Annotated in this window: 25 protein-coding genes; 12 read left to right on the top strand and 13 right to left on the bottom strand. The window is 73.3% G+C overall.

Annotation, left to right across the window (positions count from 1 at the left end; genetic code table 11):
• The first annotated feature begins 48 nt into the window (after positions 1 to 48).
• Complete coding sequence (locus tag ACL02R_RS21010) at positions 49 to 1,248, top strand: erythromycin esterase family protein (RefSeq protein ID WP_412798507.1); 1,200 nt, start codon at positions 49 to 51, stop codon at positions 1,246 to 1,248.
• 178 nt (positions 1,249 to 1,426) lie between these two features.
• Positions 1,427 to 3,082 (top strand): xylosidase, encoded by a 1,656-nt coding sequence (locus ACL02R_RS21005; RefSeq protein WP_412798506.1) that lies wholly within the window; start codon positions 1,427 to 1,429, stop codon positions 3,080 to 3,082.
• 58 nt (positions 3,083 to 3,140) lie between these two features.
• Here ACL02R_RS21005 and ACL02R_RS21000 read toward each other — a convergent pair whose 3' ends face one another.
• Positions 3,141 to 3,596 carry a winged helix-turn-helix transcriptional regulator gene (locus ACL02R_RS21000; RefSeq protein ID WP_412798505.1) on the bottom strand — a complete coding sequence of 152 codons (456 nt, stop codon included), beginning with the start codon at positions 3,594 to 3,596 and terminating at the stop codon, positions 3,141 to 3,143.
• A gap of 102 nt (positions 3,597 to 3,698) precedes the next feature.
• On the opposite strand from ACL02R_RS21000, the gene ACL02R_RS20995 reads away from it, so the two are divergent.
• The 3 genes from ACL02R_RS20995 (at position 3,699) to ACL02R_RS20985 (ending at position 6,564) form a co-directional block, all read left to right on the top strand.
• Positions 3,699 to 4,859, top strand: coding sequence for an MFS transporter (locus ACL02R_RS20995; RefSeq protein WP_412798504.1), 1,161 nt, complete (start codon positions 3,699 to 3,701; stop codon positions 4,857 to 4,859).
• Between the two features lie 10 nt (positions 4,860 to 4,869).
• Positions 4,870 to 6,006, top strand: a complete 1,137-nt coding sequence (locus tag ACL02R_RS20990; protein ID WP_412798503.1) for an adenosine deaminase — start codon at positions 4,870 to 4,872, stop codon at positions 6,004 to 6,006.
• A 177-nt stretch (positions 6,007 to 6,183) separates the two neighbouring features.
• Positions 6,184 to 6,564: an ATP-binding protein gene (locus tag ACL02R_RS20985; protein WP_412798502.1), complete on the top strand. Its 381-nt coding sequence runs from the start codon at positions 6,184 to 6,186 to the stop codon at positions 6,562 to 6,564.
• Positions 6,565 to 6,805: 241 nt separating this feature from the next.
• Here ACL02R_RS20985 and ACL02R_RS20980 read toward each other — a convergent pair whose 3' ends face one another.
• Genes ACL02R_RS20980 through ACL02R_RS20965 form a run of 4 tightly spaced genes read right to left on the bottom strand, consistent with a single transcriptional unit; the run spans position 6,806 to position 10,381 of the window.
• A complete protein-coding gene (locus ACL02R_RS20980; RefSeq protein WP_412798501.1) occupies positions 6,806 to 7,432 on the bottom strand; it encodes a VanZ family protein in 627 nt (208 codons plus the stop codon).
• A 59-nt stretch (positions 7,433 to 7,491) separates the two neighbouring features.
• Complete coding sequence (locus ACL02R_RS20975; RefSeq protein ID WP_412798500.1) at positions 7,492 to 8,088, bottom strand: hypothetical protein; 597 nt, start codon at positions 8,086 to 8,088, stop codon at positions 7,492 to 7,494.
• Positions 8,085 to 9,707 (bottom strand): ATP-binding protein, encoded by a 1,623-nt coding sequence (locus ACL02R_RS20970; protein ID WP_412798499.1) that lies wholly within the window; start codon positions 9,705 to 9,707, stop codon positions 8,085 to 8,087. The genes ACL02R_RS20975 and ACL02R_RS20970 overlap by 4 nt, the downstream gene beginning before the upstream one ends.
• Positions 9,704 to 10,381: a response regulator transcription factor gene (locus tag ACL02R_RS20965; RefSeq protein WP_362967812.1), complete on the bottom strand. Its 678-nt coding sequence runs from the start codon at positions 10,379 to 10,381 to the stop codon at positions 9,704 to 9,706. Before ACL02R_RS20965 ends, ACL02R_RS20970 begins: the two co-directional genes overlap by 4 nt.
• A gap of 193 nt (positions 10,382 to 10,574) precedes the next feature.
• On the opposite strand from ACL02R_RS20965, the gene ACL02R_RS20960 reads away from it, so the two are divergent.
• The 3 genes from ACL02R_RS20960 (at position 10,575) to ACL02R_RS20950 (ending at position 12,685) form a co-directional block, all read left to right on the top strand.
• A complete protein-coding gene (locus ACL02R_RS20960; RefSeq protein ID WP_412798498.1) occupies positions 10,575 to 11,306 on the top strand; it encodes a SigE family RNA polymerase sigma factor in 732 nt (243 codons plus the stop codon).
• A gap of 111 nt (positions 11,307 to 11,417) precedes the next feature.
• Complete coding sequence (locus tag ACL02R_RS20955) at positions 11,418 to 11,558, top strand: hypothetical protein (RefSeq protein ID WP_412798497.1); 141 nt, start codon at positions 11,418 to 11,420, stop codon at positions 11,556 to 11,558.
• On the top strand, positions 11,555 to 12,685 hold the full coding sequence (locus ACL02R_RS20950; protein ID WP_412798496.1) for a methyltransferase domain-containing protein: 1,131 nt from the start codon (positions 11,555 to 11,557) through the stop codon (positions 12,683 to 12,685). Before ACL02R_RS20955 ends, ACL02R_RS20950 begins: the two co-directional genes overlap by 4 nt.
• Positions 12,686 to 12,763: 78 nt before the next feature.
• On the opposite strand, the gene ACL02R_RS20945 is transcribed toward ACL02R_RS20950, so the two are convergent.
• The gene (locus tag ACL02R_RS20945) at positions 12,764 to 13,930 is read right to left on the bottom strand and encodes a phospholipase D-like domain-containing protein (RefSeq protein ID WP_412798562.1); all 1,167 of its coding nucleotides are present in this window, start codon (positions 13,928 to 13,930) and stop codon (positions 12,764 to 12,766) included.
• Between the two features lie 317 nt (positions 13,931 to 14,247).
• Here ACL02R_RS20945 and ACL02R_RS20940 point away from each other — a divergent pair, with 317 nt between their 5' ends.
• Both ACL02R_RS20940 and ACL02R_RS20935 read left to right on the top strand, forming a co-directional pair.
• The gene (locus tag ACL02R_RS20940; protein WP_412798495.1) at positions 14,248 to 14,427 is read left to right on the top strand and encodes a hypothetical protein; all 180 of its coding nucleotides are present in this window, start codon (positions 14,248 to 14,250) and stop codon (positions 14,425 to 14,427) included.
• A gap of 220 nt (positions 14,428 to 14,647) precedes the next feature.
• Complete coding sequence (locus ACL02R_RS20935; RefSeq protein ID WP_412798494.1) at positions 14,648 to 15,481, top strand: alpha/beta fold hydrolase; 834 nt, start codon at positions 14,648 to 14,650, stop codon at positions 15,479 to 15,481.
• Between the two features lie 9 nt (positions 15,482 to 15,490).
• On the opposite strand, the gene ACL02R_RS20930 is transcribed toward ACL02R_RS20935, so the two are convergent.
• Positions 15,491 to 16,048 carry a hypothetical protein gene (locus tag ACL02R_RS20930; RefSeq protein ID WP_412798493.1) on the bottom strand — a complete coding sequence of 186 codons (558 nt, stop codon included), beginning with the start codon at positions 16,046 to 16,048 and terminating at the stop codon, positions 15,491 to 15,493.
• A gap of 117 nt (positions 16,049 to 16,165) precedes the next feature.
• Here ACL02R_RS20930 and ACL02R_RS20925 point away from each other — a divergent pair, with 117 nt between their 5' ends.
• Entirely contained in the window at positions 16,166 to 16,861 is a 696-nt protein-coding gene (locus ACL02R_RS20925; RefSeq protein WP_412798492.1) for a TetR/AcrR family transcriptional regulator, read from the top strand.
• A 127-nt stretch (positions 16,862 to 16,988) separates the two neighbouring features.
• On the opposite strand, the gene ACL02R_RS20920 is transcribed toward ACL02R_RS20925, so the two are convergent.
• The 6 genes from ACL02R_RS20920 to deoC all read right to left on the bottom strand — a co-directional run bounded on the left by ACL02R_RS20920 (position 16,989) and on the right by deoC (position 21,656).
• Positions 16,989 to 17,117, bottom strand: a complete 129-nt coding sequence (locus ACL02R_RS20920; protein ID WP_412798491.1) for a hypothetical protein — start codon at positions 17,115 to 17,117, stop codon at positions 16,989 to 16,991.
• Between the two features lie 114 nt (positions 17,118 to 17,231).
• Positions 17,232 to 17,534 (bottom strand): hypothetical protein, encoded by a 303-nt coding sequence (locus ACL02R_RS20915; protein WP_412798490.1) that lies wholly within the window; start codon positions 17,532 to 17,534, stop codon positions 17,232 to 17,234.
• A 104-nt stretch (positions 17,535 to 17,638) separates the two neighbouring features.
• Entirely contained in the window at positions 17,639 to 18,184 is a 546-nt protein-coding gene (locus ACL02R_RS20910) for an EF-hand domain-containing protein (RefSeq protein ID WP_412798489.1), read from the bottom strand.
• A 126-nt stretch (positions 18,185 to 18,310) separates the two neighbouring features.
• Positions 18,311 to 19,252, bottom strand: coding sequence for an aldehyde dehydrogenase family protein (locus ACL02R_RS20905; protein WP_412798488.1), 942 nt, complete (start codon positions 19,250 to 19,252; stop codon positions 18,311 to 18,313).
• Entirely contained in the window at positions 19,245 to 20,678 is a 1,434-nt protein-coding gene (locus tag ACL02R_RS20900) for an aldehyde dehydrogenase family protein (RefSeq protein WP_412798487.1), read from the bottom strand. Before ACL02R_RS20900 ends, ACL02R_RS20905 begins: the two co-directional genes overlap by 8 nt.
• A 6-nt stretch (positions 20,679 to 20,684) precedes the next feature.
• Positions 20,685 to 21,656 (bottom strand): deoxyribose-phosphate aldolase, encoded by a 972-nt coding sequence (gene deoC / locus ACL02R_RS20895; RefSeq protein ID WP_412798561.1) that lies wholly within the window; start codon positions 21,654 to 21,656, stop codon positions 20,685 to 20,687.
• 191 nt (positions 21,657 to 21,847) lie between these two features.
• On the opposite strand from deoC, the gene ACL02R_RS20890 reads away from it, so the two are divergent.
• A partial coding sequence (locus ACL02R_RS20890; protein WP_412798486.1) for a hypothetical protein occupies positions 21,848 to 22,142 on the top strand: 295 nt, incomplete at its 3' end.

Below are 22,142 nucleotides of genomic sequence, written 5' to 3'. Positions count from 1 at the left end.
GATCTCCGCCCCAAGTCTCCACCGAGTCTTCAGCGATACGTTGAGGGTATGGCTACCGACCTCCAGGAAACCGTCCACGCCCTCGACGCCACCGCCGTCATGGGGCTGTTCCCCGCCGCGCCCCGGGTGCTCGCGCTGGGGGAGCCCACCCACGGCGCTGAGGGCCTGCTCGACATGCGGAACGATCTCTTCCGCCAGCTGGTCGAGCAGCACGGCTACCTGACCATCGCCCTCGAAAGCGGCTGCCTGGCCGGGCTCACCGTGGACGAGTACGTCACCACCGGCGCCGGCACGCTCGACGACGCCGTGGCACGCGGCATCACCCACGACTGGGCCGCCTTCCCGGGCAACCGCGCACTCGTCCGCTGGATGCGCGAGCACAACGCGGGCAGGCCCGCCGCCGAGCAGGTACGTTTCGCCGGCTTCGACGGCCCGCTGGAGTTCAGCCACGCCGAGAGCCCCCGCCAGGCCCTCACCGCACTGCACGCCTACCTCGCCGCCGGACTCGACGCGGCACTCCTCCCGTGCACCGCCGAGACACTCGACGGCCTGCTCGGCGCCGACGCCGCCTGGACCGAGCCCGCCGCCATGCTGGACCCGGCCCGCTCCCACGGGCGGTCCGCCGAGGCCACCCGCCTGCGACTGCTCGCCGACGACCTGGCGGACCTGCTCGAAACGGAGGCGCCGCACCTCCTCGCGGTGACCACCCCGGACGAGTGGGACCGCGCCCGCCTGTACGCCCACACCGCCACCGGCCTGCTGCGTTACCACTTCTGGATGGCCGACCCCTCGCCCGCCCGCATGGCCCGGCTGCTCGGCCTGCGCGCGCGGATGATGGCGGACAACCTCCTCGCCCTCGCCGCACGCGGGCCCGTCCTCGCCTTCGCCCACAACAGCCACTTCCAGCGCCCCCGCAGCACCATGGCCCTGTGGAACGGCCTGCCGCCCGCGCACTGGTGGAGCGCGGGCGCGCTCGTCGGCGCCCGTCTCGGGACCGCGTACGGCTTCGTCGCCACCGCCGTCGGCACCATCGGGCGCCACGGCGTGGGCGCCCCGCCGCCCGGCACCCTCGAAGGGCTGCTGCACGCGCTCCCGCAGGACCGTCTCCTCGTGAACGCGCCCGCCCTGGCCGCCGCCCTCGCCGACGCGCCCCCCGCGCCCCGCGAGTCCCCGTGGTTCGGCTACGCCCCGCAGGACCCCGCCCACCTGGCCGACACCGACGGGCTCGCCTTCGTCAGGTGTGCGTAGTGGCAACAAGTCCTTTAATTCCCGTGCGGATTGACCCCGATCCGGGCCACTTCTACGGTTCAGACCAATCGCGGTGTCCCACTCGTCCGCCGAGGCACGGGCGCGTTCCGTCACGCCGCGGGCCCCGGGGGTGACGGGCGCGCCGCACGTCCCCGCGAAGGAGAGGTCACCCCCCACCATGGCAGTCTCCCGCCGCCGCTTCCTGGCCGCCTCTGCGGCCACGTCCGCGCTGACCACCCTCCCGGTGGCCGCCGCACGCGCGGACACCGCCGCCGCCCCGCTCGCGAGCCCGCCGGGCGACGTGGTCGGCAAGATCACCGTCGGATACCAGGGCTGGTTCGCCGCCACCGGCGACGGCTCGCCCATCAACGCCTGGTGGCACTGGTCGAACAACTGGGGCCAGCCGCCGTCACCGTCCAACAACGCCATCAAGAGCTGGCCCGACAACCGGGACTACACCCGCACCTACGCGACCGCCTACCCCAACCTGGGCAACGGTCAGCCCGCCACGCTGTTCTCCTCCCACGACGCCCAGACCGTGGACACCCACTTCCGCTGGATGCGGGAGAACGGCATCGACACCGCCGCCCTCCAGCGGTTCAACCCGACCGGCGGCGAGGGCCCGGTGCGCGACGCCGTCACCGCCCGCGTCCGCACCGCCGCCGAGGCGCAGGGCCGCAAGTTCTACATCATGTACGACGTCACCAACTGGACGAACATGCAGTCGGAGATCAAGGCCGACTGGACGTCCAAGATGGCGGCGTACACCTCGTCATCCGCCTACGCCCGGCAGAACGGCCGCCCGGTGGTGGGCATCTGGGGCTTCGGCTTCAACGACGCGGGCCGCCCGTGGCCGCCGGGACCGTGCCTCGACGTGATCAACTGGTTCAAGGCGCAGGGCACGTACGTCATGGGCGGCGTCCCCACCCACTGGCGCTCCGGGAACCAGGACTCCCGCGCCGGATTCGGCGACGTCTACCGGGCGTTCGACATGATCTCCCCGTGGATGGTCGGCCGTATCGGCGACATCGCGGGCACCGACAACTTCTACCAGAACGTCAACCTGCCCGACCAGGCCGAGTGCGACGCCCACGGCATCGACTACCAGCCCTGCGTCCTGCCCGGCGACCTCCAGGAACGGCAGCGCGCGCACGGCGACTTCATGTGGCGGCAGTTCTACAACATGGTCCGTGCCGGCGCCCAGGGCATCTACATCTCGATGTTCGACGAGTACAACGAGGGCAACCAGATCGCCAAGACCGCCGAGAACGCCTCCCAGGTCCCGGCCGGTTCCGGCATCCTCGCGCTCGACGAGGACGGCACGGCCTGCTCCTCGGACTACTACCTGCGCCTCACCGGCGACGGCGGCCGGATGCTGAAGGGGGAGATCCCCCTCACCGCCACCCGGCCCACGCGCCCGGTGCTGTCCACGAGCCCGGCGACGGTGGTGAGCCTGCGCGCCAGGATCAACGGCCAGTACGTCGCGGCCGAGAACGGGGGCGCCGCGCCCCTGATCGCCAACCGGACGGCGGTCGGCACCTGGGAGCGGTTCGACCTCGGCGACGTCGGCGGCGGCAACGTCACGCTGCGCGCGCACGCCAACGGCCTGTACGTCTCGGCCGCCGACGCCGGGGCGTCCCCGCTGATCGCGAACCAGGCCGCGGCGCAGAGCTGGGAGACGTTCCAGCTGGTGCGGAACGGCAACGGCTCGGTCAGCCTGCGCGCCCAGGTCAACGGGCAGTACGTGACGGCGGAGAACGCGGGCGCCGCGCCGCTGGTCGCCAACCGGGCGGCCATCGGCCCGTGGGAGCAGTTCGACCTGATCACCGGCTGAGCCCGGTACACGGTACGGCCCCGGCGACCACGGCGGTCCCGGGGCCGTGGCGCGCCGCTCAGCCCGCCTTCCGCACGCGCGTGCTGTCCGCGTCCACCACCGCGCCGTCCGCGCCGGTGGCCACAAGACCCGGCACCGGCACCCCGTCCCGGTCCACGAGCGCCGAGCGCGCCTCGCCCGGCGCGAACGCGTGCCGCTCCCCCCACTGCCGCAGCGTCAGGACGACGGGAAAGAGGTCGCGGCCCGCGTCCGTGAGCACGTACTCCTGGCGGCGCCCGGACGGGGCGGTGCGCCGGGCGATGACGCCGTGGGCCGTCAGTCTGCGGAGCCGGTCGGTGAGGATGTTGCGCGCGATGCCGGTGCGGCGCTGGAACTCGGTGAACGAGCGCGCCCCGTCCATCGCGTCGCGGACGACGAGCAGGCTCCACCGGTCGCCGACGAGGTCGAGCGTCCGGGCGACGGGGCACTCCGGGTCGGTCCAGCCCGTGTCGGGCGCGTGCGCGGTGGGCGGCATGACACCTCCAGATCGGTTGCGGATCGAAACCATTGTGGCGTAGCCTCCGAACGGTTGCAAAATGCTACTGATCCGAAGAGTGCTACTGATGGGGGCCGCGGTATGGGTACGGGTCGGAGGCTGCTGCTCGCGGTCGTCTGCGGGGTCGCGGTGGCGGGCGTCTACGCCGCGCAGCCGGTGCTGGGGCCGATGGGCCACGACCTCGGCGTCCCGGAGCGGCTCACCGGCTGGTTCGTGGCGGCCGGTCAGCTCGGCTACCTGGCCGGGCTCGTGCTGCTCGTGCCCCTCGGCGATGTCGCCGACCGGCGCTGGCTGATCTCCGCGCACCTCGTGCTGACCGCCGCCGGAACGGGCCTGACCGCCGCCGCCCCCGCGGCGTGGGCCGCGTTCGCCGGGCTCGCCGTCGCCGGGCTGTTCGCGGTGGTGGTGCAGATCGCCGTCGCCTGCGCCGCGTCGCTCTCCCCGCCGGACGAACGCGGCCGGAACATCGGCGCCGTCACCTCCGGCGTGGTCGTCGGCATCCTCGGCGGCCGGGTGCTCGCCGGGCGGCTCGCCGAGGAGTGGGGCTGGCGGAGCGTCTACGCCGTCCTGGCCGTGCTCGCGCTGGCGCTCGCCGCGCTCGTCCCCGCCGCGCTGCCCGCCGCCGCGCGGTCCCGGCAGACGTACGGGCGCGCCCTCGCCTCGCTCGCCGGGCTGTTCCGCGAACGCCTCTTCCTCGCGCGCGGCCTCGTCGCCCTCTTCCTCTTCGCCTCCTTCGGCGTCCTGTGGAGCGGCATGGCGCTGCCGCTCTCCGGCGCGCCATGGCACCTGAGCGAGGCGGGGACCGGGCTCTTCGGCCTCGCCGGCCTCGCCGGAGCGCTCGGCGCGGCGCGCGCCGGACGGTGGGCGGACGCGGGAAAGGCGGACCGGGTCACCGTCCTCGCGCTCGCGCTGCTCGCCGCCTCCTGGCTCGCGATCGCCCAGCTGTCCAGGTCACTGTGGCTCCTGGCCGCCGGGGTGGTCGTCCTCGACTTCGCCGTCCAGGCCGTCCACGTGGGCAACCAGCACACCCTGACCGCGGCCCACCCCGACCGCGCCGGCGGCGTCATCGGCGGGCACATGGTCTTCTACTCCCTCGGCTCCGCCCTCGGCGCGGCGGCGACCACCGTCGCGTACACCGCGGGCGGCTGGACCGCGTCGAGCCTCCTCGGGGCCGGGTGCGCCCTGGCCGCCCTCGCCGTCGCGGTGCTCGGAGGGGGCCCTCTCTACGCGCGTAGGCGTTAGAGTTCGCGGCGTGACGACACCTGCTGAGACACCCCCGGCGCCCGAGCAGATCCTGCGCGCCCCCAAGGTGCTGCTCCACGACCACCTCGACGGCGGCCTGCGCCCCGCCACCATCGTCGAAATCGCCGACGCCCAGGGCTACGACGCGCTGCCCCAGACCGACCCCGAGCGCCTCGGCCACTGGTTCCGCGAGTCCGCCGATTCCGGCTCCCTGGTCCGCTACCTGGAGACGTTCTCCCACACCACCGCCGTCATGCAGACCGCGGACGCGCTGGTCCGCGTCGCCGCCGAGTGCGTCGAGGACCTGGCGGCGGACGGCGTGGTGTACGCGGAGATCCGCTACGCGCCGGAGCAGCACCTCACCGCCGGGCTGAGCCTCGACGAGGTGGTGGAGGCCGTCAACGAGGGACTACGGCTGGGGGAGCGGCGCGCCGCCGAGGCGGGGCGCCGCATCCGCGCGGGCGCGCTGCTGACCGCGATGCGGCACGCGGCCCGTTCCCTGGAGATCGCCGAACTGGCCAACCGCCACCGGGATCTGGGCGTCGTCGGCTTCGACATCGCGGGCGCCGAGGCCGGTTTCCCGCCCACCAGGCACCTGGACGCCTTCGAGTACCTCAAGCGGGAGAACAACCACTTCACCATCCACGCGGGCGAGGCGTTCGGCCTGCCGTCGATCTGGCAGGCGCTCCAGTGGTGCGGCGCCGACCGGCTCGGGCACGGCGTGCGGATCATCGACGACATCCAGGTCGCCGACGACGGCTCGGTGAAGCTGGGCCGCCTCGCGGGCTACGTCCGGGACAAGCGCGTCCCGCTGGAGCTGTGCCCCACGTCCAACCTCCAGACGGGCGCGGCCGACTCGTACGCCGAGCACCCGATCGGGCTGCTGCGGCGGCTGCGCTTCCGCGCGACCGTCAACACGGACAACCGCCTCATGAGCGGCACCAGTATGACCGCCGAATTCACCCATCTGGTCCGGACATTCCGTTACACGCTGGACGACCTCCAGTGGTTCACGGTCAATGCGATGAAATCCGCGTTCATTCCTTTCGATGAACGTCTCGCCATGATCAATGACGTCATCAAGCCCGGCTATGCCGCGCTCCGCTCCGAATGGCTGTTTGGGCAACGGGGGCCGCTGCCGTCCTGACCAGTGCGGATGCCGTGCGGGGCGGGGCGCGGGAATCGCGGTGGGCACGGCGGGGCGGCGGTGCGCAAGGGGACGCCGCGCGCATTTCGATTCATTGCGGTGCGGGCGCCGCTCTGGCTACCGTCCACCTCGCCGCTCGAAACCCCACGCGAAACCCCACGCAAGGACGAATCACTGATGAAGCAGTCAACGAAGAAGACGCTCGGCGCTGTCGCCCTCGGTGCCGCCTTCGCCGCCGTCGGCGCCGGTTCCGCCGCCGCCGTCGCGCCGCTCGACGGCGTCTCCGAGACGGCGGGCGGCGTCGTCCGCACGCTCCCCGCGCACGACGTGGCGCGCACCCTGCCGGGTGAGAGCGGCGAGGTCGTCGAGGCCGGCGCGGGCATGCTCACCGGCAAGACCGACGCCGTCACCACCGCCCACCACACCCTGTCGGCCACCCAGGCCGCCAGCCCGCTGGGCCAGGCGACCGAACTGCTCGGCGGCCTGCCCGTCAACCCGGCCGACTCCCTGGGCATCCCCACGAGCCAGGTGCTCGACGGCGTCTCGATCGCCCGCTGACACCGTCGCCGCTTGCGAGGGCCGGTCCCGTCCACCCGGACGGGACCGGCCCTTTCGCGTACGCGGGAACGACGCCGTGCACAGGTGCGGAAAGTGCGCCGCTGCGGCCCCTCGGCGACCCGGGAGGCGGCGGAGACCGGCGCCGGCATGGCCGCGCCGACGGTGCTCGACCTGATCTGGCAAGGACACCTCCCGCGGCGGCGACTGGCCCTGTGGACCCGGCGACGCCCCGCCCCACCCGTCAGGCGTGCAGGCGGCTGAGGACGAGGGTGTCGTGTTCGGCGGGCAGGGGGGCCGGGCGCGGCACCGCCGCCACGCGGCGGGCCGTCCACATGTCGGCGCGTCCGGGGGAGGGCTCGCGCGTCTCCCGGACGAGCGGCGGGAGCGGCGGCGCGTCGTGCCAGGCACGGCGCAGGCGGCGCAGCGTCCCGTAGGTGAGCTGGTGCGTCAGGGCGATGCCCGCCGAGTCCAGGATCACCGAGTCGATGTCGGCGACACGGCTCGGCACCACCGACTGGCAGTACTCCAGCGCCAGCGAGACCATCACGCCCGCGAAGACCGTGCGGCCGAAGGAAGTGAAGCGCGAGCCGCCGAGGTCGCGGCCGAGCAGGGGGAGCAGTACGCCGAGCGGTGCGAGCCTCAGCATCGCGCCGCCGATCACGCCGAGGGCCTCCAGGGGGCCGCGCCCGAGGTCGGCGGAGATGGTGGCGAACGGCTGCATGTTGCCGGGTGCGACCCACACGACGCTGAGGGGGCGCAGGGCCAGCCAGCTCACGAGGGAGAGGTGGAGGGCCACGAGGGTGAGGGCTGTCAGCCGGACGCGCCGACCTGCGGCGGACCCGGTGGAGCCCGCGGTTTGAGGCTGCACGGACACCAGGACGCGGAGGGTGTCCCCCGCGGTTCCGCGCGGGCTGTGTGACGTACGTCTTACGGGGCGTAAGCCCGCCGCCGGATGCTGTCGCGGGCGTCCTCGGGGCTGGCGCGGGTCGCGGTGGAGCAGGCGTACGTCTTCGGGCGGTCCTTCTCGGTGTGGGAGGGGCCCGCGAGGGTGACGGACCTGCCGTCGCCCAGCGACTCGTTGGCGGCGAAGGTGCAGATGATCTGCACGAGGGCGGTCGCGGGGAGCGCGCTGGGGCGCCTGCTCAGCCGCAGGGTTCCGGCCGGGTCGCCGCCGACCGGGCCGGTGACGCGCAGGTCCGTCGGCACCTCGCTGGTGAACCCGGCGTCCCGCTCGTCCTTTCCAGGGGCGCTCTGGAGTTCGGTGAGGAGCGCGGTGGCTATCTTCACGCCGCTCTGCGCGCCGGGGTGGGCGAGGGTGAGGGGGCGCTCCACCGGGTTCACGTGCGAGCCGCAGACGAGGAAGACCTGGCTCGCCCGGTCGGTGTCGTCGGGCGGCGCGTCGCAGGTGGCACGGGTCGGCGCCGGGCCCGCGTCCACGGGGACGTCGGTCGGGCGTATGCCGCAGGCGGTGGTGGCGGCGAGCAGCAGGGCCACGCCGAGGCCCGTCGCGAGGCGGCGGATCATCCGGCAGCACCGCCGTCCGCGGCGCCGCCGCCCGGCGTCCGCGCGCCGCCGCTGTCGCCCCCGCCGGGGGCGGTGCGGCCGCGGGGGATCTCCACGGCGTCCTCGCCCGCCTCCGGCTCCTCCGCCTCCTCGGGCTGCCCGCGCTTGGGCAGCCGCAGGGTGAACTCGGCGCCCCCGCCCGGCGCGTTGCGCGCGGTGATGTCGCCGCCGTGCAGGTGCGCGTTCTCCAGCGCGATGGACAGGCCGAGCCCGCTGCCGTCCGAGCGCGGCCGGGACGCGCTGGCCTTGTAGAACCGGTCGAAGACGTGCGGCAGCACCTCGGCCGGGATGCCGGGGCCGCGGTCCGCCACCCGGATCACCACCTCGTCCCCGGCGGGGCCGGTCTCCTCACGCAGCTGGACGCGCACCGGCGAGCCGCCGTGCTTGAGCGCGTTCCCGATGAGGTTGGCCAGGATCACGTCGAGGCGGCGCGGGTCGAGGCGGGCGATGACGTGGCGCGGCGCGTCCAGCTCCACCGCGTCCAGCCAGGCGCGGGCGTCGACGCAGGCGGTCACCTGGTCGGCGATGTCCACGTCGTCCAGCACCATCCGGGCCGTCCCCGCGTCGAAGCGGGTCACCTCCATCAGGTTCTCCACCAGGTCGTTGAGCCGCCGCGTCTCGCTGACGACGAGCTGCACGGCGGGCGCGATCATCGGGTCGAGGCTGTCCACCTCTTCCTCCAGCACCTCCGTCATGGCGGTGATGGCGGTCATCGGGGTGCGCAGCTCGTGCGACATGTCGGCGACGAACCGGCGGCTGGCCGCCTCCCGTTCGCTCAGCTCGGCCACGCGCGCCTCCAGCGAGGCGGCGGCGTCGTTGAACGTACGGGTCAGCTCGGCCAGCTCGTCGGCGCCGCGCACTTCGAGGCGGGTGTCCAGCTTGCCCTGGCCCAGTCGGTGCGCCGCGTCGGACAGCCGCTGCACGGGCCGCAGCACCGTGCGGGCCGCCCCCTGCGCCAGCAGCACCGAGCCGATGACGGCCAGGGCGGTGGCCACGCCGAGCGACCACGCGAGGGACCGCAGGTCGTCGCTCTCCGGGGCGAGGGACGCGAGCATGTAGCCGGTCGGCCCGTTGCCCAGGACGCGGGTGCCGCCGATGAGATAGGGGTGGCCGTCCAGGGAGATCCGCTGCCAGTACATGTGGAACGGGGCGCCGGAGTCGTCGTCGTAGCGCCGCTGCCGTACGGCCTCGCGCAGCGAGTCGGGCACCATCGAGGCGCTGAAGACGGCGGGGTCGGACTCGGCGGCGCAGTCCGGGAGCCCGGCGCGTTCCTCCACGAGGACGACCTCGAAGCCCAGGGTGTTGTTGGCGACGGCGGCGGCCATGCCGCGCAGGTCGTCGCAGGTGGCCTCGTCGGGGAGCGTGCCCGCGTTGTCGCCGAGCGACTTGCGGAACTCGCCGAGCGCCGAGTTCTGCGCGCGGGTGACGACGGCGTCCCGGTTCAGCCAGTACGCGATCCCGGAGACGGACACCGCCGCGACGAGGGCGACCAGTGCGAACACCGTCACCAGCCGCAGCCGCAGGCTGGTGAGCCGCAGCAGCGCGCGCAGCCGTCCCCGTACTCCGGTGTCGTGCGTCACGAAGGGGCGTCCAGGCGGTAGCCGACACCGCGGACGGTGCGGATCAGCTTGGGCGACGAGGGGACGTCCTCGACCTTCGCGCGCAGCCGCTGGACGCAGGCGTCCACGAGCCGGGAGTCGCCGAGGTAGTCGTGCTCCCAGACGAGGCGCAGCAGCTGCTGGCGGGAGAGCGCCTGGCCGGGGCGGCGGCTCAGTTCGAGGAGGAGGCGCAGCTCGGTGGGGGTGAGCTGGAGGTCCGTGCCGTTCTTGGTGACGGTCATGGCGGCGCGGTCGATCACGATCGAGCCGAACGTGGCGGAGTCGTTCGACTCGCGCTCGCCGCGGCGCATCACCGCGCGGATGCGGGCGTCCAGCACGCGGCCCTGCACGGGCTTCACCACGTAGTCGTCGGCGCCGGACTCCAGGCCGACCACCACGTCGATGTCGTCACTGCGCGCCGTCAGCAGGATGATCGGCAGCTGATCGGTCCGGCGGATTCGCCGGCAGACCTCGAAACCGTCGATACCGGGCAGCATCACGTCCAGGACGATCAGATCGGGACGCTGCTCGCGGAGCAGCTTCAGCCCGTCCTCGCCCGTGGGCGCGGTCACCACCCGGTGCCCCTGGCGAGTCAGGCTCATCTCCAGGGCTGTCCGAACCGCCTCGTCGTCCTCGATCAGCAACAGGAAAGCCACGCCGGTCATTGTGTCCTATGGACCGGGCGGAGTACGACTGTCCGTCCGGGCCCACCTCCCGGCGCCCGGCGGGCGCATCGGCGCACAGCCCCTGTGACACCGCTGTGACAGACGGGGGACTCCCCCATGAAACTGGCCCGGCACTGTAGTGCGCAGCAGGAACCGGACGAGGAACGGACGAGGGGGGAGCGGGATGAGCGTGACGCATCACACCGGCTCGGCAGTGAAGGGGACGCACGGACCCGCCGGGGTGGTTCCCGTCCGGCACGGGGAGAAGTCCGGGACCGCGGGCCGGCTGGGGGGCCGGCGCGGTGCCGGGCAGCAGCGCCCGTCCCACCTGAGTGCGGTGGACGGACGCACGGGGGAGGTGCGCTGCGCGGCGGGGGCCGCGCGGCGCGAGGGGGTGGAGGCGGAGTTCACGGCGTACGTCCGTGAACGCCGCGCCTCCCTCTACGCCACGGCCTACCACCTCACCGGCGACCGGTTCGAGGCGGAGGACCTGCTCCAGAGCGCGCTGCTGTCCACGTACCGCGCCTGGGACCGCATCACCGACAAGGCCGCGATCAACGGGTACCTGCGGCGGACCATGACCAACCTCCACATCAGCGCGTGGCGGCGGCGCAAGCTCAACGAGTACCCGACCGAGGAGCTGCCCGAGGCGCCGGGCGAGCAGGACACCATGCGCGGCACCGAGCTGCGCGCCGTCCTGTGGCAGGCCCTCGCGCGGCTGCCCGAGCAGCAGCGGACGATGCTGGTGCTCCGCTACTACGAGGGGCGGACCGACCCCGAGATCGCCGACACGCTGGGTATCAGCGTCGGCACGGTCAAGAGCAGCATCTGGCGGACGCTGCGCCGCCTGCGGGAGGACAGGACGCTCAGCCTCGGGCAGGACCAGGAGGAGTCGTTCGGCGAGCTGGTGGCCTGAGCCGCCCGGCGAGACCGGGGGGAACGGGGGAGAAACGGGGGGACACGGGGGAACGGGGGAGCGCGCGGGGTCCGGTCGACCGGGGGGTTCGGCCGGGCCCCGCGTCGCGTCGTGGGACTACAGGAACCGGCGGATCGGCCTGACCACGGCCTCCTTGACCCGCTGCGCCGCGTCACTTGGGCGTGGATCTCCCGGACCCGCAAGCCCATCACGCACGCGATCACCGACCTGCTGGAGAAGGGCACCGCGTGAACACCGATCCCGCCCCGGACGCGGATGCGGCCCGCGCCAGGCTCGTGCGGTCCCTCGTGGCGGCGGGCGACTTGACCGACCCCGCATGGCGCGCGGCGTTCGAGAGTGTGCCCCGGCATCTGTTCGTTCCCTGCTTCTACGATCACGCCGGCCGGAAGGTCTCGGCCGACGATGCCACGACGCGTGCCGAGTGGTTCGAGGCCGTGCACGAGGACCGCTCGCTGGTCACCCATCGCACGGACGGCGCGGCCACCTCATCCAGCTCACAGCCCTCCCTCATGGCCACCATGCTCGAAGCCTTGCGGGTCACTGACGGTGCGGGGATGAACGTCCTGGAGATCGGCAGCGGAACGGGCTACAACGCAGCCTTGCTGTCGCACCGGCTCGGCAGCCGGCATGTGACGACGGTCGACACCGAGCCCGAACTCGTCCATGCCGCCCGTGCTCGCCTCGCCCAGGCCGGATACTCGCCGCGCGTCGTGCTTGCCGACGGCGCGCAAGGGCATACCGAGTCCGCGCCCTACAGCCGGATCATCGCCACCTGCCGGATCAACTCCGTTCCCGTGGAGTGGATCCGGCAACTCGCCGATGGCACGGGTGACGACGCCGGGCAGATCGTCGCCCCGCTCGGCAACGCCCTCGTGCGTATCCGCCGCACCGGGAGTCTCGAAGCCGATGGCCGGTTCCTTCCCGGCGGCGCGTTCTTCATGCCGCTACGCCGAACGGCCGGCGACGGCATCCCCGCCCGCCGCCCCGATCTCCCCACCGGCGAGGGTCGGCCTACGGCGCTGCCGGTCGCCGCGATCGCGGACAACGCCTTCCGGTTCCTGGTGAGCGTCATCGAGCCCGGCCTCACCTGGCAGTACGACCTCGGCCAGGACAGCAAGCCGGCCGCGGCGCGCGTGTGGTCCGCCGATGGCTCGCTCGCCTGTCTCCAGTCCGGTGGGACCGTGAGCGAGACCGGCCCCCGTTCCCTGTGGTCCCGGCTCGAAGAGGCGTACCGCGTCTTCACCGAGCATGCCGAGCCCGGTCCCGACCGATACGGCTTCACCTTGACGGCCGGGACACAGCGCGTATGGCTGGACACCCCCGGCGGACCCTCGTGGCCACTGCGAGCGGCGCCGTGAGCCGCGCCGAAGCGCTCGGGCGCGCGCGGGGTCCGGTCGACCGGGGGGTTCGGCCGGGCCCCGCGTCGCGTCGTGGGACTACAGGAACCGGCGGATCGGCCTGACCACGGCCTCCTTGGCCCGCTGCGCCGCGTCCCTGCGCCGCCACCGCACCGCCTCCATACGCACGCTCGCCGCCAGGTCGTCGTCGAAGTGCCGGTCGAGGGTGGCCGTGAACTCCTGGTCGAGCACGGTGAGCATGACCTCCTCGTCGTGCTCCATCGACCGCCGGTTGACGTTGGTCGAGCCGATCAGCGCCGCGACCCCGTCCACCGTCGCGATCTTCGCGTGCATCATCGTCGGCTGGTACTGGAAGATCCGCACGCCGCAGTCCAGCAGTTGCCGGTAGTGGAGCTGGCCGCCGAGCTGCGCCACGCGTTTGTCGGTGTGCGGTCCCGGCGTGATGATCTCCACCGTGACGCCGCGCCGGGCCGTCGCGCACAGCAGCTCGGCGAAGTAGTCGTCCGGCGCGAAGTAGGCGGTGGCCAGCCGCACGCGTTCCTCGGCGGACTCCAGGACGACCTTCAGCAGCGTCTGCATGTCCTGCCAGCCGAAGCTGGCCGAGCCGCGCACCACCTGCACGACCGCGCTGCCCGGCTGTCGCTGCGCGGGGAAGCGGTCGCGTTCGTCGAAGAGGACGTCCTGGCACTCGGCCCAGTTCTGGGCGAACGCCGCCGCGATCCCGTCCACGGCGGGCCCGGTCACGCGGACGTGCGTGTCACGCCACTCGTTCTCGTTCCGCGCGTCGCCGCGCCACTCGTCGGCGATGCCCACGCCGCCGGTGAACGCCGTGCCCTCGTCCACGACGAGGACCTTCCGGTGGCAGCGGTGGTTCTGCTTGAGCGGCGACAGCAACAGCGGCTTGCGGAACCACGCGACGGTCACCCCGGCGCGTTCCATCAGGTCGAGCTGGTCCTTCTCTATGGGCATGCTGCCGAACCCGTCGAGCAGCAGCCGCACGCGCAGCCCCGCCGCCGCCCGTTCGGCCAGGGCCTCGGCGAACTCGCCCGCGATCTCGCCCTTCCAGTAGACGAACGTCATCATGTCCACGGTGTGCTCCGCCGACCTGATGGCGTCCAGCATGGCCGTGAAGATCTCGTCGCCGTTGCGCAGCACGTCCAGGTGGTTGCCCTCGGTGGCGGCGATGCCGATCAGCCGCTCAAGTCTTCGCCGTATGCGCTCGGTACGTCTGGCCGCGTCCGGCATGGCGTCCGCTGTCTCGGTCACGGTGTTCTCCTCGTCCGCCGGGCTGGGGGACGGCGCCCCGTCACCGTCCGGCGGGGCGGCGGAGCCGATCGACTGTAGCCCCACGCCCGCCCGGCGAACAGGGCCGGCGGACCCGGCGGGACCCCGTTCCCGCCACCGGCCCGCACGGCACCGACGCGGGGGTGACAGAGGTCACGGCCTCCCGACCCCGGCGGCACCGGTGTCCACCCGCGCTCCCCGGCGGTCGAATTGTCTTCTGATACGCGACGGGGCCCCGATCCCGCCGGTGAGGCGATGATCGTCGCTACGGTCGGCGTGTGATCTCCAAAGGGCGGCATCAGAGCGGAGATGTCGCGAGCGTGCTCGACCGCGCCAGGAAAGCCGGCCTCACGGTCGTGTGCCCGTGCAAGGCGCGCTTCACCGTCTCCGGCACGCCCAAGAACGCCGGTAACGAGGCGCGCAGGGTCAACCAATTCGTCGATGACCACACGCACTAGGAGAGACCGACGTGAGGCTGGTGGGAGCGGTGGTGGAAGGCCCGGTCGCACCGCTGGACGACGAGGTACGCGCACTCCACCTGCGCTACCACTCCACCCGCCAGGGCTGAGCCGGACGGCCCCGGTGGCCGCCGCTCGGTGAAGTGGCGTGGCGGGAAAGTACTCCAAGGTGTCCATCCGGTCCCTCGGCGGGGAGGCCGGCTCGGGGCAGGGTGGACCGATGGGTACCGAGACGGCTGTGCTGCGGAACGAGGTCCTGGTCGGCGGCGAGGCGGCCAGCTACCTGACCGTCGAGCGGGACGGACCGGCCGTGCTGCTGCTGCACGGTACGTACTGGAGCCGGGTCTGGCTTCCGGTGCTGGACCGTCTCGCCGACGCGGGACTGCGCCCCGTCGCGGTCGACCTGCCGGGGCTCGGCCGCTCCGGCGGCGAACTCACCCTGGCGACCGCCGCCGTCCCCGCCCTCGCCGATTGGGTGGCGCGCTTCGCCGCCGCGCTGGGGCTGTCCGGGCCGACCGGGGTCGCGGGCCACGACATCGGCGGTGCCGTCGCCCAGCACCTCCTGGCCCACGGCCGGCTGGAGGTCTCCCGGCTCGCGCTGGTCAACTCGGTCACCTACGACTCCTGGCCGGTGGCGGGCGTGGCCCGGTTCCGGGACCCCGGGACCGTCGCCGCGACCACCGCCGAGGAGATCCTCACCGCCCGCAGGCAAGCGGTGACGGCCGCCCTGGCCGGCGCCGCCACCGAGCGGCTGGTCGCGGACTACCTGGACCCGTGGACCGACGCGCGGGTCCGCCGCTCCTGGATGGCGCTGGCGGGCGCCGCCGACAACCGCTGGACCCGCGAGGCCGTTCCCGCGCTGCGGCGGAGCGCGACGCCCAAGCTGCTGGTCTGGGGCGAGGACGACGGCTTCCAGAGCGTCGGGTACGCCGAGCGGTTCGCCTCGGAGATCCCGCAGACCACGCTCGTGCGCGTCCCGGACGCGGGGCACATCCCCATGGAGAACGCGCCCGGACGGGTCGCGCGCGCACTCGCCGGCTTCTTCACGGCGTAGCGCCGCCGGTCAGCCCTCGCCGGTCGTGCGGGGCAGGCGGAAGGCCGAGACGAGGAAGAAGATCCCGCCGAGCAGGGCGTACCCGGCGAGGGTCGTCAGCGAGGGGTCGTCCTGCGCGGCGCTCCCGATGAACGAGGCGCCGGCCAGCGCCGAGATGCCGCCGCTGGCGATCATGGCCCACTGGCCGCCCATCGGGCGGCGTGCGACGCCCACGAAGAGCTGGACGAGACCGGAGACGATCGCCCACGCGCCCCAGACGCGCAGCACGTCGGCGACTCCCGAGGCTCCGGCGACCGCGACGCCGACGGCGGCGAGCGAGCTGACGGCGATGTTCACGTACAGGCCCGTGACCGGTCGGCCGGTACGCGCCGACCTGGCGTCGACGACGGCCGCGGCCACGTCGAAGGCCGGGTAGAGGAACAGCAACAGGCGGGCGCCGGTGGTCAGTTCCGAGCCGGACAGGAGCAGGAGCACCGCCCATGCGGCGGCGAAGACGAAGCGGACGGCGTAGAGCCTGCGCAGGGCGGGCGTGACGCCGGCGTGCTGGGTCGTGGCGACGGATGTCATGGCGTTCTCCCATGGATGCGAGGATGACGAGAGAGAACGGTCTCTCTCCTTTCGAGAGCGTGACACAGTCCGCGCGCGAAAACAAGAGAGACCGTTCTACCTGCTACGGTCGGTGCCATGAACGACACGGCATCCGCACCCGGCAAGGCCCCCGGCGGGCGAGTCTCGGCGGCCCGCGAACGGCTGCTGCGGACCGCCGGGCAGCTCTTCTACGCCGAGGGCATCCACACGGTGGGCGTGGACCGCCTGGTCGCCGAGGCGCACGTCACCAACGCCACCTTCTACCGCCACTTCCGCGGCAAGGAGGACCTCGCCGTCGCCTACATCGGCGGCGTCGACCAGGCGATCCGCGCCCAGATCGACTCCCTGACGGCCTCGGACGCGCCGCCCGACGGCGTGCTGCGGGGCATCGGCGCGTCCCTGGTCGAGCAGATCCGCTCGCCCGGCTACCGCGGCTGCGCCTTCCTCAACGCGGCGGCCGAGTACCCCGACCCGCAGCACCCCGTCCACCGCGCCGTCGTCGAGCACCGGGCGTGGTTCCTGCGGACGGTGACCGGGCTGTTCGCCGCGATCACGGCCGCGGAGTCCGCTCACGCCGGGCGGCACTTCGTCATGCTCCGCGACGGCGCGATGAGCGCGGGCTACCTCGGTGACCCCGGCGTCGCGGGCGAGACCCTGCTGCGGGGGATCGACGGGCTGCTGCGCGTCCACGCGGCGCGTGAGCTGGGCGAGGACGCCGCCGCGCCCGGCGGGGCACCGGACGCCCCGGCGGTCGCCGACGTCGCGTGCGCGCCACCGCCGCCCGGCGCGTAGCCACGACCGGCGCGGACGTCCCCGGATGCCGCGCGGCGGCGGGAGCCCGGTCGCGGGTCCACTCGCCGCCGTGTGACGCCGACCGGTCGGCGGTGCCGGGCCGATCCGGGACCAGCGGGCCGATGCCTCAAGGTCTGTTGCTCACCCCGACGTGCTCGACGGCGATGATCACCGGTGTCCTGCTCACGATCCGGTAGAGCGCCCGGTAGAAGCCGGCCCGCATGCGGAACTGGTCGTCACCGTAGGGGTGAAGCACCGGGTGGTTGCGGGTTGTCCAGGAGGAGGTTGATGCTGTCGAGCAGCGAATCCGCTGCTCGGTGGTCCTCCTTCTGGAGCCGGGCGAACGAGCGTTTGGCGGACGCCTCCCACTTCACTCGGCCCATTCACCGGCCTCCAGTTGCTTCATGAACTCCTCGTGCGGCGTGGGTTCCTTGCCTTCGAGACGGGCGACGGTGTTCCGCGCGATGGCCAGGTCGTCCTCCAGGTCCTCCAGTTCCGGAAGGCACACCACGACGGCGACGATGCGGTCGTCCCCGTCCACGAGCGCGATCCGCTCCCGCGATTCCTCGACGCGTCGCGCCAGTACGTTCATCTGGCCGTCGGCGCAGGTGATCGGCATGGCGTTCCATGGGCCCAGCTTCTTCAGCCCGCTCAACGGTGTGTAGGCGTCCATGCCGAGAGCGTAGCTTCCGGCGGATCGCCGCATTTCTCTCTGAAGGGCCCGGCGCACGGCTCCGCCCGCCCCCCTGGCGAGGGGCGGGCGGAGTCCGGGCGGGGTCAGGTGGCCGGGTCGCCGACCAGGGCGTCTCCGGGGATGCCCGCCTTCGCGGGGTCGTAGTAGTCGCGGATGCCCGCGGCCCACACGTCCACCGTGATGCGGTCGCCGTCGTCCGGGCCGAACGCGTCGAAGAGCGCGTTGACGTTCGGCGTCTCGAAGCCGATGGCCCGCATCAGGGCGATGAACAGCGGCCGTTCGATCCGCCCGTCGCCGTCCGGGTCGCCGAGCGCCGACAGGGCGACGGCGAACGCGTCCAGCGCGGCGCCGAAACGCTCGGGCGCGAGGACGACGGCGTTGAACTCCGCCGGGTCGATCCGGCCGTCCTGGTCGGCGTCCAGCTCGGTGGCGAGGGTGGTCCACCAGTTCCGCAGGGAGGCGAGCAGCGCCGCCTTGCGTGCCTCGTCCGAGCCCTCGGCCGCCGCGAGGACGCGCTGTCCCATCAGTTCGAAGTCGTCCGCCTCGATGACGCCGTTGCCGTTGGCGTCGAAGAGGGTGAAGACCAGTCCGGCCCTGCCGGCCGCCGCGCTGGTCGCTTCCGTGGTCATCTCGCACCGCCTGTCCCCGGGCCCTGGGTGGCCCGGCCCCTCGACTATGGAGGGCGCGGGGCGGGGCGGCCGGGAGAACGGCGGGCGTTCACCGTAACGGATGAACGCCCGCCCTCCGCTGGGGAGTTAGGCCCCCATCGGGTGCCAGACGGTCTTCGTCTCCAGCGGCCACAGCAGGCGGCCGGTGTCCGGGTCCGCCGTCCAGTCCTCGTCGGCGCGCGGGCGCCGTACGCGCTTCAGCGTCCTGGCCGCCTCCGCCTCCAGCGCGGCCGCCTCCGCGCCCGCGCCGGTGAGGTCGAGCGCGTCCACGTCGCCGTGCGCGGCCAGCGGCGGCCCCAACTCGGCGACCCGGCCCGACAGTACGTTGACGACGCCGCCCGGCACGTCCGAGGTCGCCAGGACCTCCGCCAGCGACAGGGCGGGCAGCGGCGCGCGTTCCGCGGTGACCACGACGGCCGTGCAGCCGGTGGCGAGGACCGGCGCCAGCACGGACACCAGGCCGAGCAGCGACGACTCCTGCGGCGCGAACACGGCGACGACGCCGGTCGGTTCGGGCGTGGACAGGTTGAAGTACGGCCCGGCCACCGGGTTCGCCGCGCCCGCGACCTGCGCGATCTTGTCCGTCCAGCCCGCGTACCAGACCCAGCGGTCGATCGCCGCGTCCACGGCGGCCCGCGCCTTCGCCGCGCTCAGCCCCTCGGCGTCCGCCACCTCGGCGGCGAACTGCCCGTGCCGCCCCTGGAGCATCTCCGCGACGCGGTAGAGGACCTGGCCCCGGTTGTAGGCGGTCGCGCCCGACCAGCGCGGGAACGCCTTGCGGGCCGCGACCACCGCGTTCCGCGCGTCCTTGCGCGACGCCAGCGGCGCGTTGGCGAGCCACTGCCGTCCGGCGGCGTCCGTCACCTCGTACACCCGTCCGCTCTCGGAGCGGGGGAACGCGCCCCCGATGGACAGCTTGTGGGTCTTCAGCACGGGCAGACGCTGCGCGGGCCCCGGCTCCGGCTGCTTCTTCGCGGGCTGCTTCGCCGCCTGCTTCCCGGCCTGCTTCGCCGACTGCTTCTCAGACATCGAGATACGCCTCCAGGCCGTGCCGCCCGCCCTCGCGGCCGTAACCGGACTCCCGGTAGCCGCCGAACGGCGACGTGGGGTCGAACTTGTTGAACGTGTTGGACCAGACGACGCCCGCCCGCAGCCGGTTCGCCATCCACAGGATGCGCGAGCCCTTCTCCGTCCAGATCCCGGCGGACAGCCCGTACGGCGTGTTGTTGGCCTTGGCGACCGCCTCGTCCGGCGTGCGGAACGTGAGGACGGACAGCACCGGGCCGAAGATCTCCTCGCGCGCCACGCGGTGCGCCTGCGTCACGCCGGTGAACAGCGTCGGCGCGAACCAGTAGCCGCTGGACGGCAGTTCGCACGGCGGCGACCACCGCTCCGCGCCCTCCGCCTCGCCCGCCGCCGCCAACTCCTCGATCCGCGCGAGCTGCGCCGCCGAGTTGATCGCGCCGATGTCGGTGTTCTTGTCCAGCGGGTCGCCCACGCGCAGCGTCGCCATGCGGCGCCTGAGCGCGTCGAGCAGCTCCTCCGCCACCGACTCCTGCACCAGCAGGCGCGAGCCCGCGCAGCAGACATGGCCCTGGTTGAAGAAGATCCCGTCGATGATCCCCTCGACGGCCTGGTCCAGCGGGGCGTCGTCGAAGACGATGTTCGCGGCCTTGCCGCCGAGTTCGAGCGTGACCTTCTTGCGCGTCCCGGCGACCGTGCGGGCGATGGCGCGGCCCACACCGGTCGAGCCGGTGAACGCGACCTTGTCCACGCCGTCGTGCGCGACCAGCGCCGCGCCCGTCGCGCCGTCGCCCGTCACGATGTTGACGACACCGGCGGGCAGCCCGGCCTGCGCGCAGATCTCCGCGAAGCGCAGGGCGGTCAGCGGCGTCGTCTCGGCCGGCTTGAGGACGACGGTGTTGCCCGTCGCGAGGGCCGGGGCGATCTTCCACGCGAGCATCAGCAGCGGGAAGTTCCACGGGATGACCTGCGCCGCCACGCCGAGGGGCCGCGGCGCGTCGCCGAAGCCCGCGTACCGCAGCTTGTCGGCCCAGCCCGCATAGTAGAAGAAGTGCGCGGCGACCAGCGGGAGATCGACGTCGCGCGACTCGCGGATCGGCTTGCCGTTGTCCAGCGACTCCAGCACCGCCAGCTCGCGCGACCGCTCCTGGACCAGCCGCGCGATGCGGAACAGGTACTTGCCGCGCTCGGCGCCCGGCAGCGCCGACCACGCGGGGAACGCCGCGCGCGCCGCCGCGACCGCCGCGTCCACGTCCGCCTCGCCCGCCCAGGCGACCTCGGACAGGACCTCCTCGCTCGCGGGCGAGACCGTCTTGAAGACCTTCCCGTCCGCCGCGGGCCTGAACTCGCCGCCGACGAACAGGCCGTGGGACGGCCGGACGTCCGCGACGGCCCGCGACTCGGGCGCGGGCGCGTACTCGAAAGTGCTCATGGGGTGTCAGTCCACCGTCACATAGTCGGGGCCGGAGTAGCTGCCGGTGCGCAGCTTCTGACGCTGCATCAGCAGATCGTTCAGGAGGCTGGACGCGCCGATCCTGAACCAGTCGGGGCTGAGCCAGTCCTCGCCCGCCGACTCGTTCACCAGCACCAGGTAGGCGATCGCCTGCTTCGCCGTCCTGATGCCGCCCGCCGCCTTCACGCCGACCTGCCTGCCGGTCGCGGCGCGGAAGTCGCGGGCCGCCTCCAGCATGAGCAGGGTGTTGGGCGGGGTGGCGTTGACGCCGACCTTGCCGGTGGAGGTCTTGATGAAGTCGGCGCCCGCCAGCATCGCGAGCCAGGAGGCGCGGCGGATGGCGTCGTACGTGGCCAGCTCGCCGTTCTCCAGGATCACCTTCAGGTGCGCGTCGCCGCACGCCTCGCGGACGGCGGCGATCTCCTCGTACACCGCGAGGTGGCGGCCGGAGAGGAACGCGCCCCGGTCGATCACCATGTCGATCTCGTCCGCCCCGGCGGCGACCGCCGCGCGGGTGTCGGCGAGCTTCACGTCGCGGGCGGCGCGTCCGGCGGGGAAGGCGGTGGCGACGGACGCGACCTTGATGCCCGTGCCGCGCAGGGCCTCGACGGCCGTGGCGACCAGGTCGGGGTAGACGCAGATCGCGGCGACGGCGGGCGTCCCGCGGTCGGTGGGGTCGGGCGCGGCGCCCTTGGCGCAGAGCGAGCGGACCTTGCCCGGGGTGTCGGCGCCTTCCAGCGTGGTGAGGTCGATCATCCGGATCGCGAGATCGATGGCGAACGCCTTGGAGCTGGTCTTGATCGAACGCGTCCCGAGCCTGGCGGCGCGGGCTTCGAGTCCGACCGCATCGACGCCGGGCAGACCGTGCAGGAAGCGGCGCAGCGCGGCATCGGACGCCGTGACGTCCGCGAGGCCGGGGGCGGCGGCGGGGCTTGAGCTGGGGGGCCGGGAAAGCATGGTCACCAGATCAGCATATCTACGCGCGTAGTGGCCTGTCACGCCCTCGGCGGAAGACGGCCGGCAGGCGGTCCGTGGATGCGTCCCCTTGTCCATGAACGCACCCCGGCGGGTGGTTCGGTGCGGTGGCGCGCGTACGTGTGCGCGACGGCCGCCCGCACTGCCCGTCCGGACGGAAGGACGCCACGGACATGGCCACCTCCAGCACGAAGATCCACACCGGAGGCGGCGGCCGGCAGCCGGACCGGCCGCTGTCGCTCCGCCTCGCCAACCGCGGCGAGGTCGTGCCCGAGGACGGGCGCCCCTCGACCGGCACGGCCGTCACGTGGAGCGGCGACCAGGGCAAGGGGACGGTCACGTTCTTCGACGGCGGCAGCCGCTTCGAGGGCACCGCCCAGTTCCCGGGCGAGGGCCCCGTCGAGTACCGGGGCAAGGCCCAGGACCGACCGCCCCGCCCCGGGGGGGGGGGGGGGGGGGACCGCGGGG

The organism is Streptomyces sp. MS19, from assembly GCF_047200595.1.
Classification (GTDB): domain Bacteria; phylum Actinomycetota; class Actinomycetes; order Streptomycetales; family Streptomycetaceae; genus Streptomyces.
This window is presented reverse-complemented; position numbering and strand designations above follow the sequence as displayed.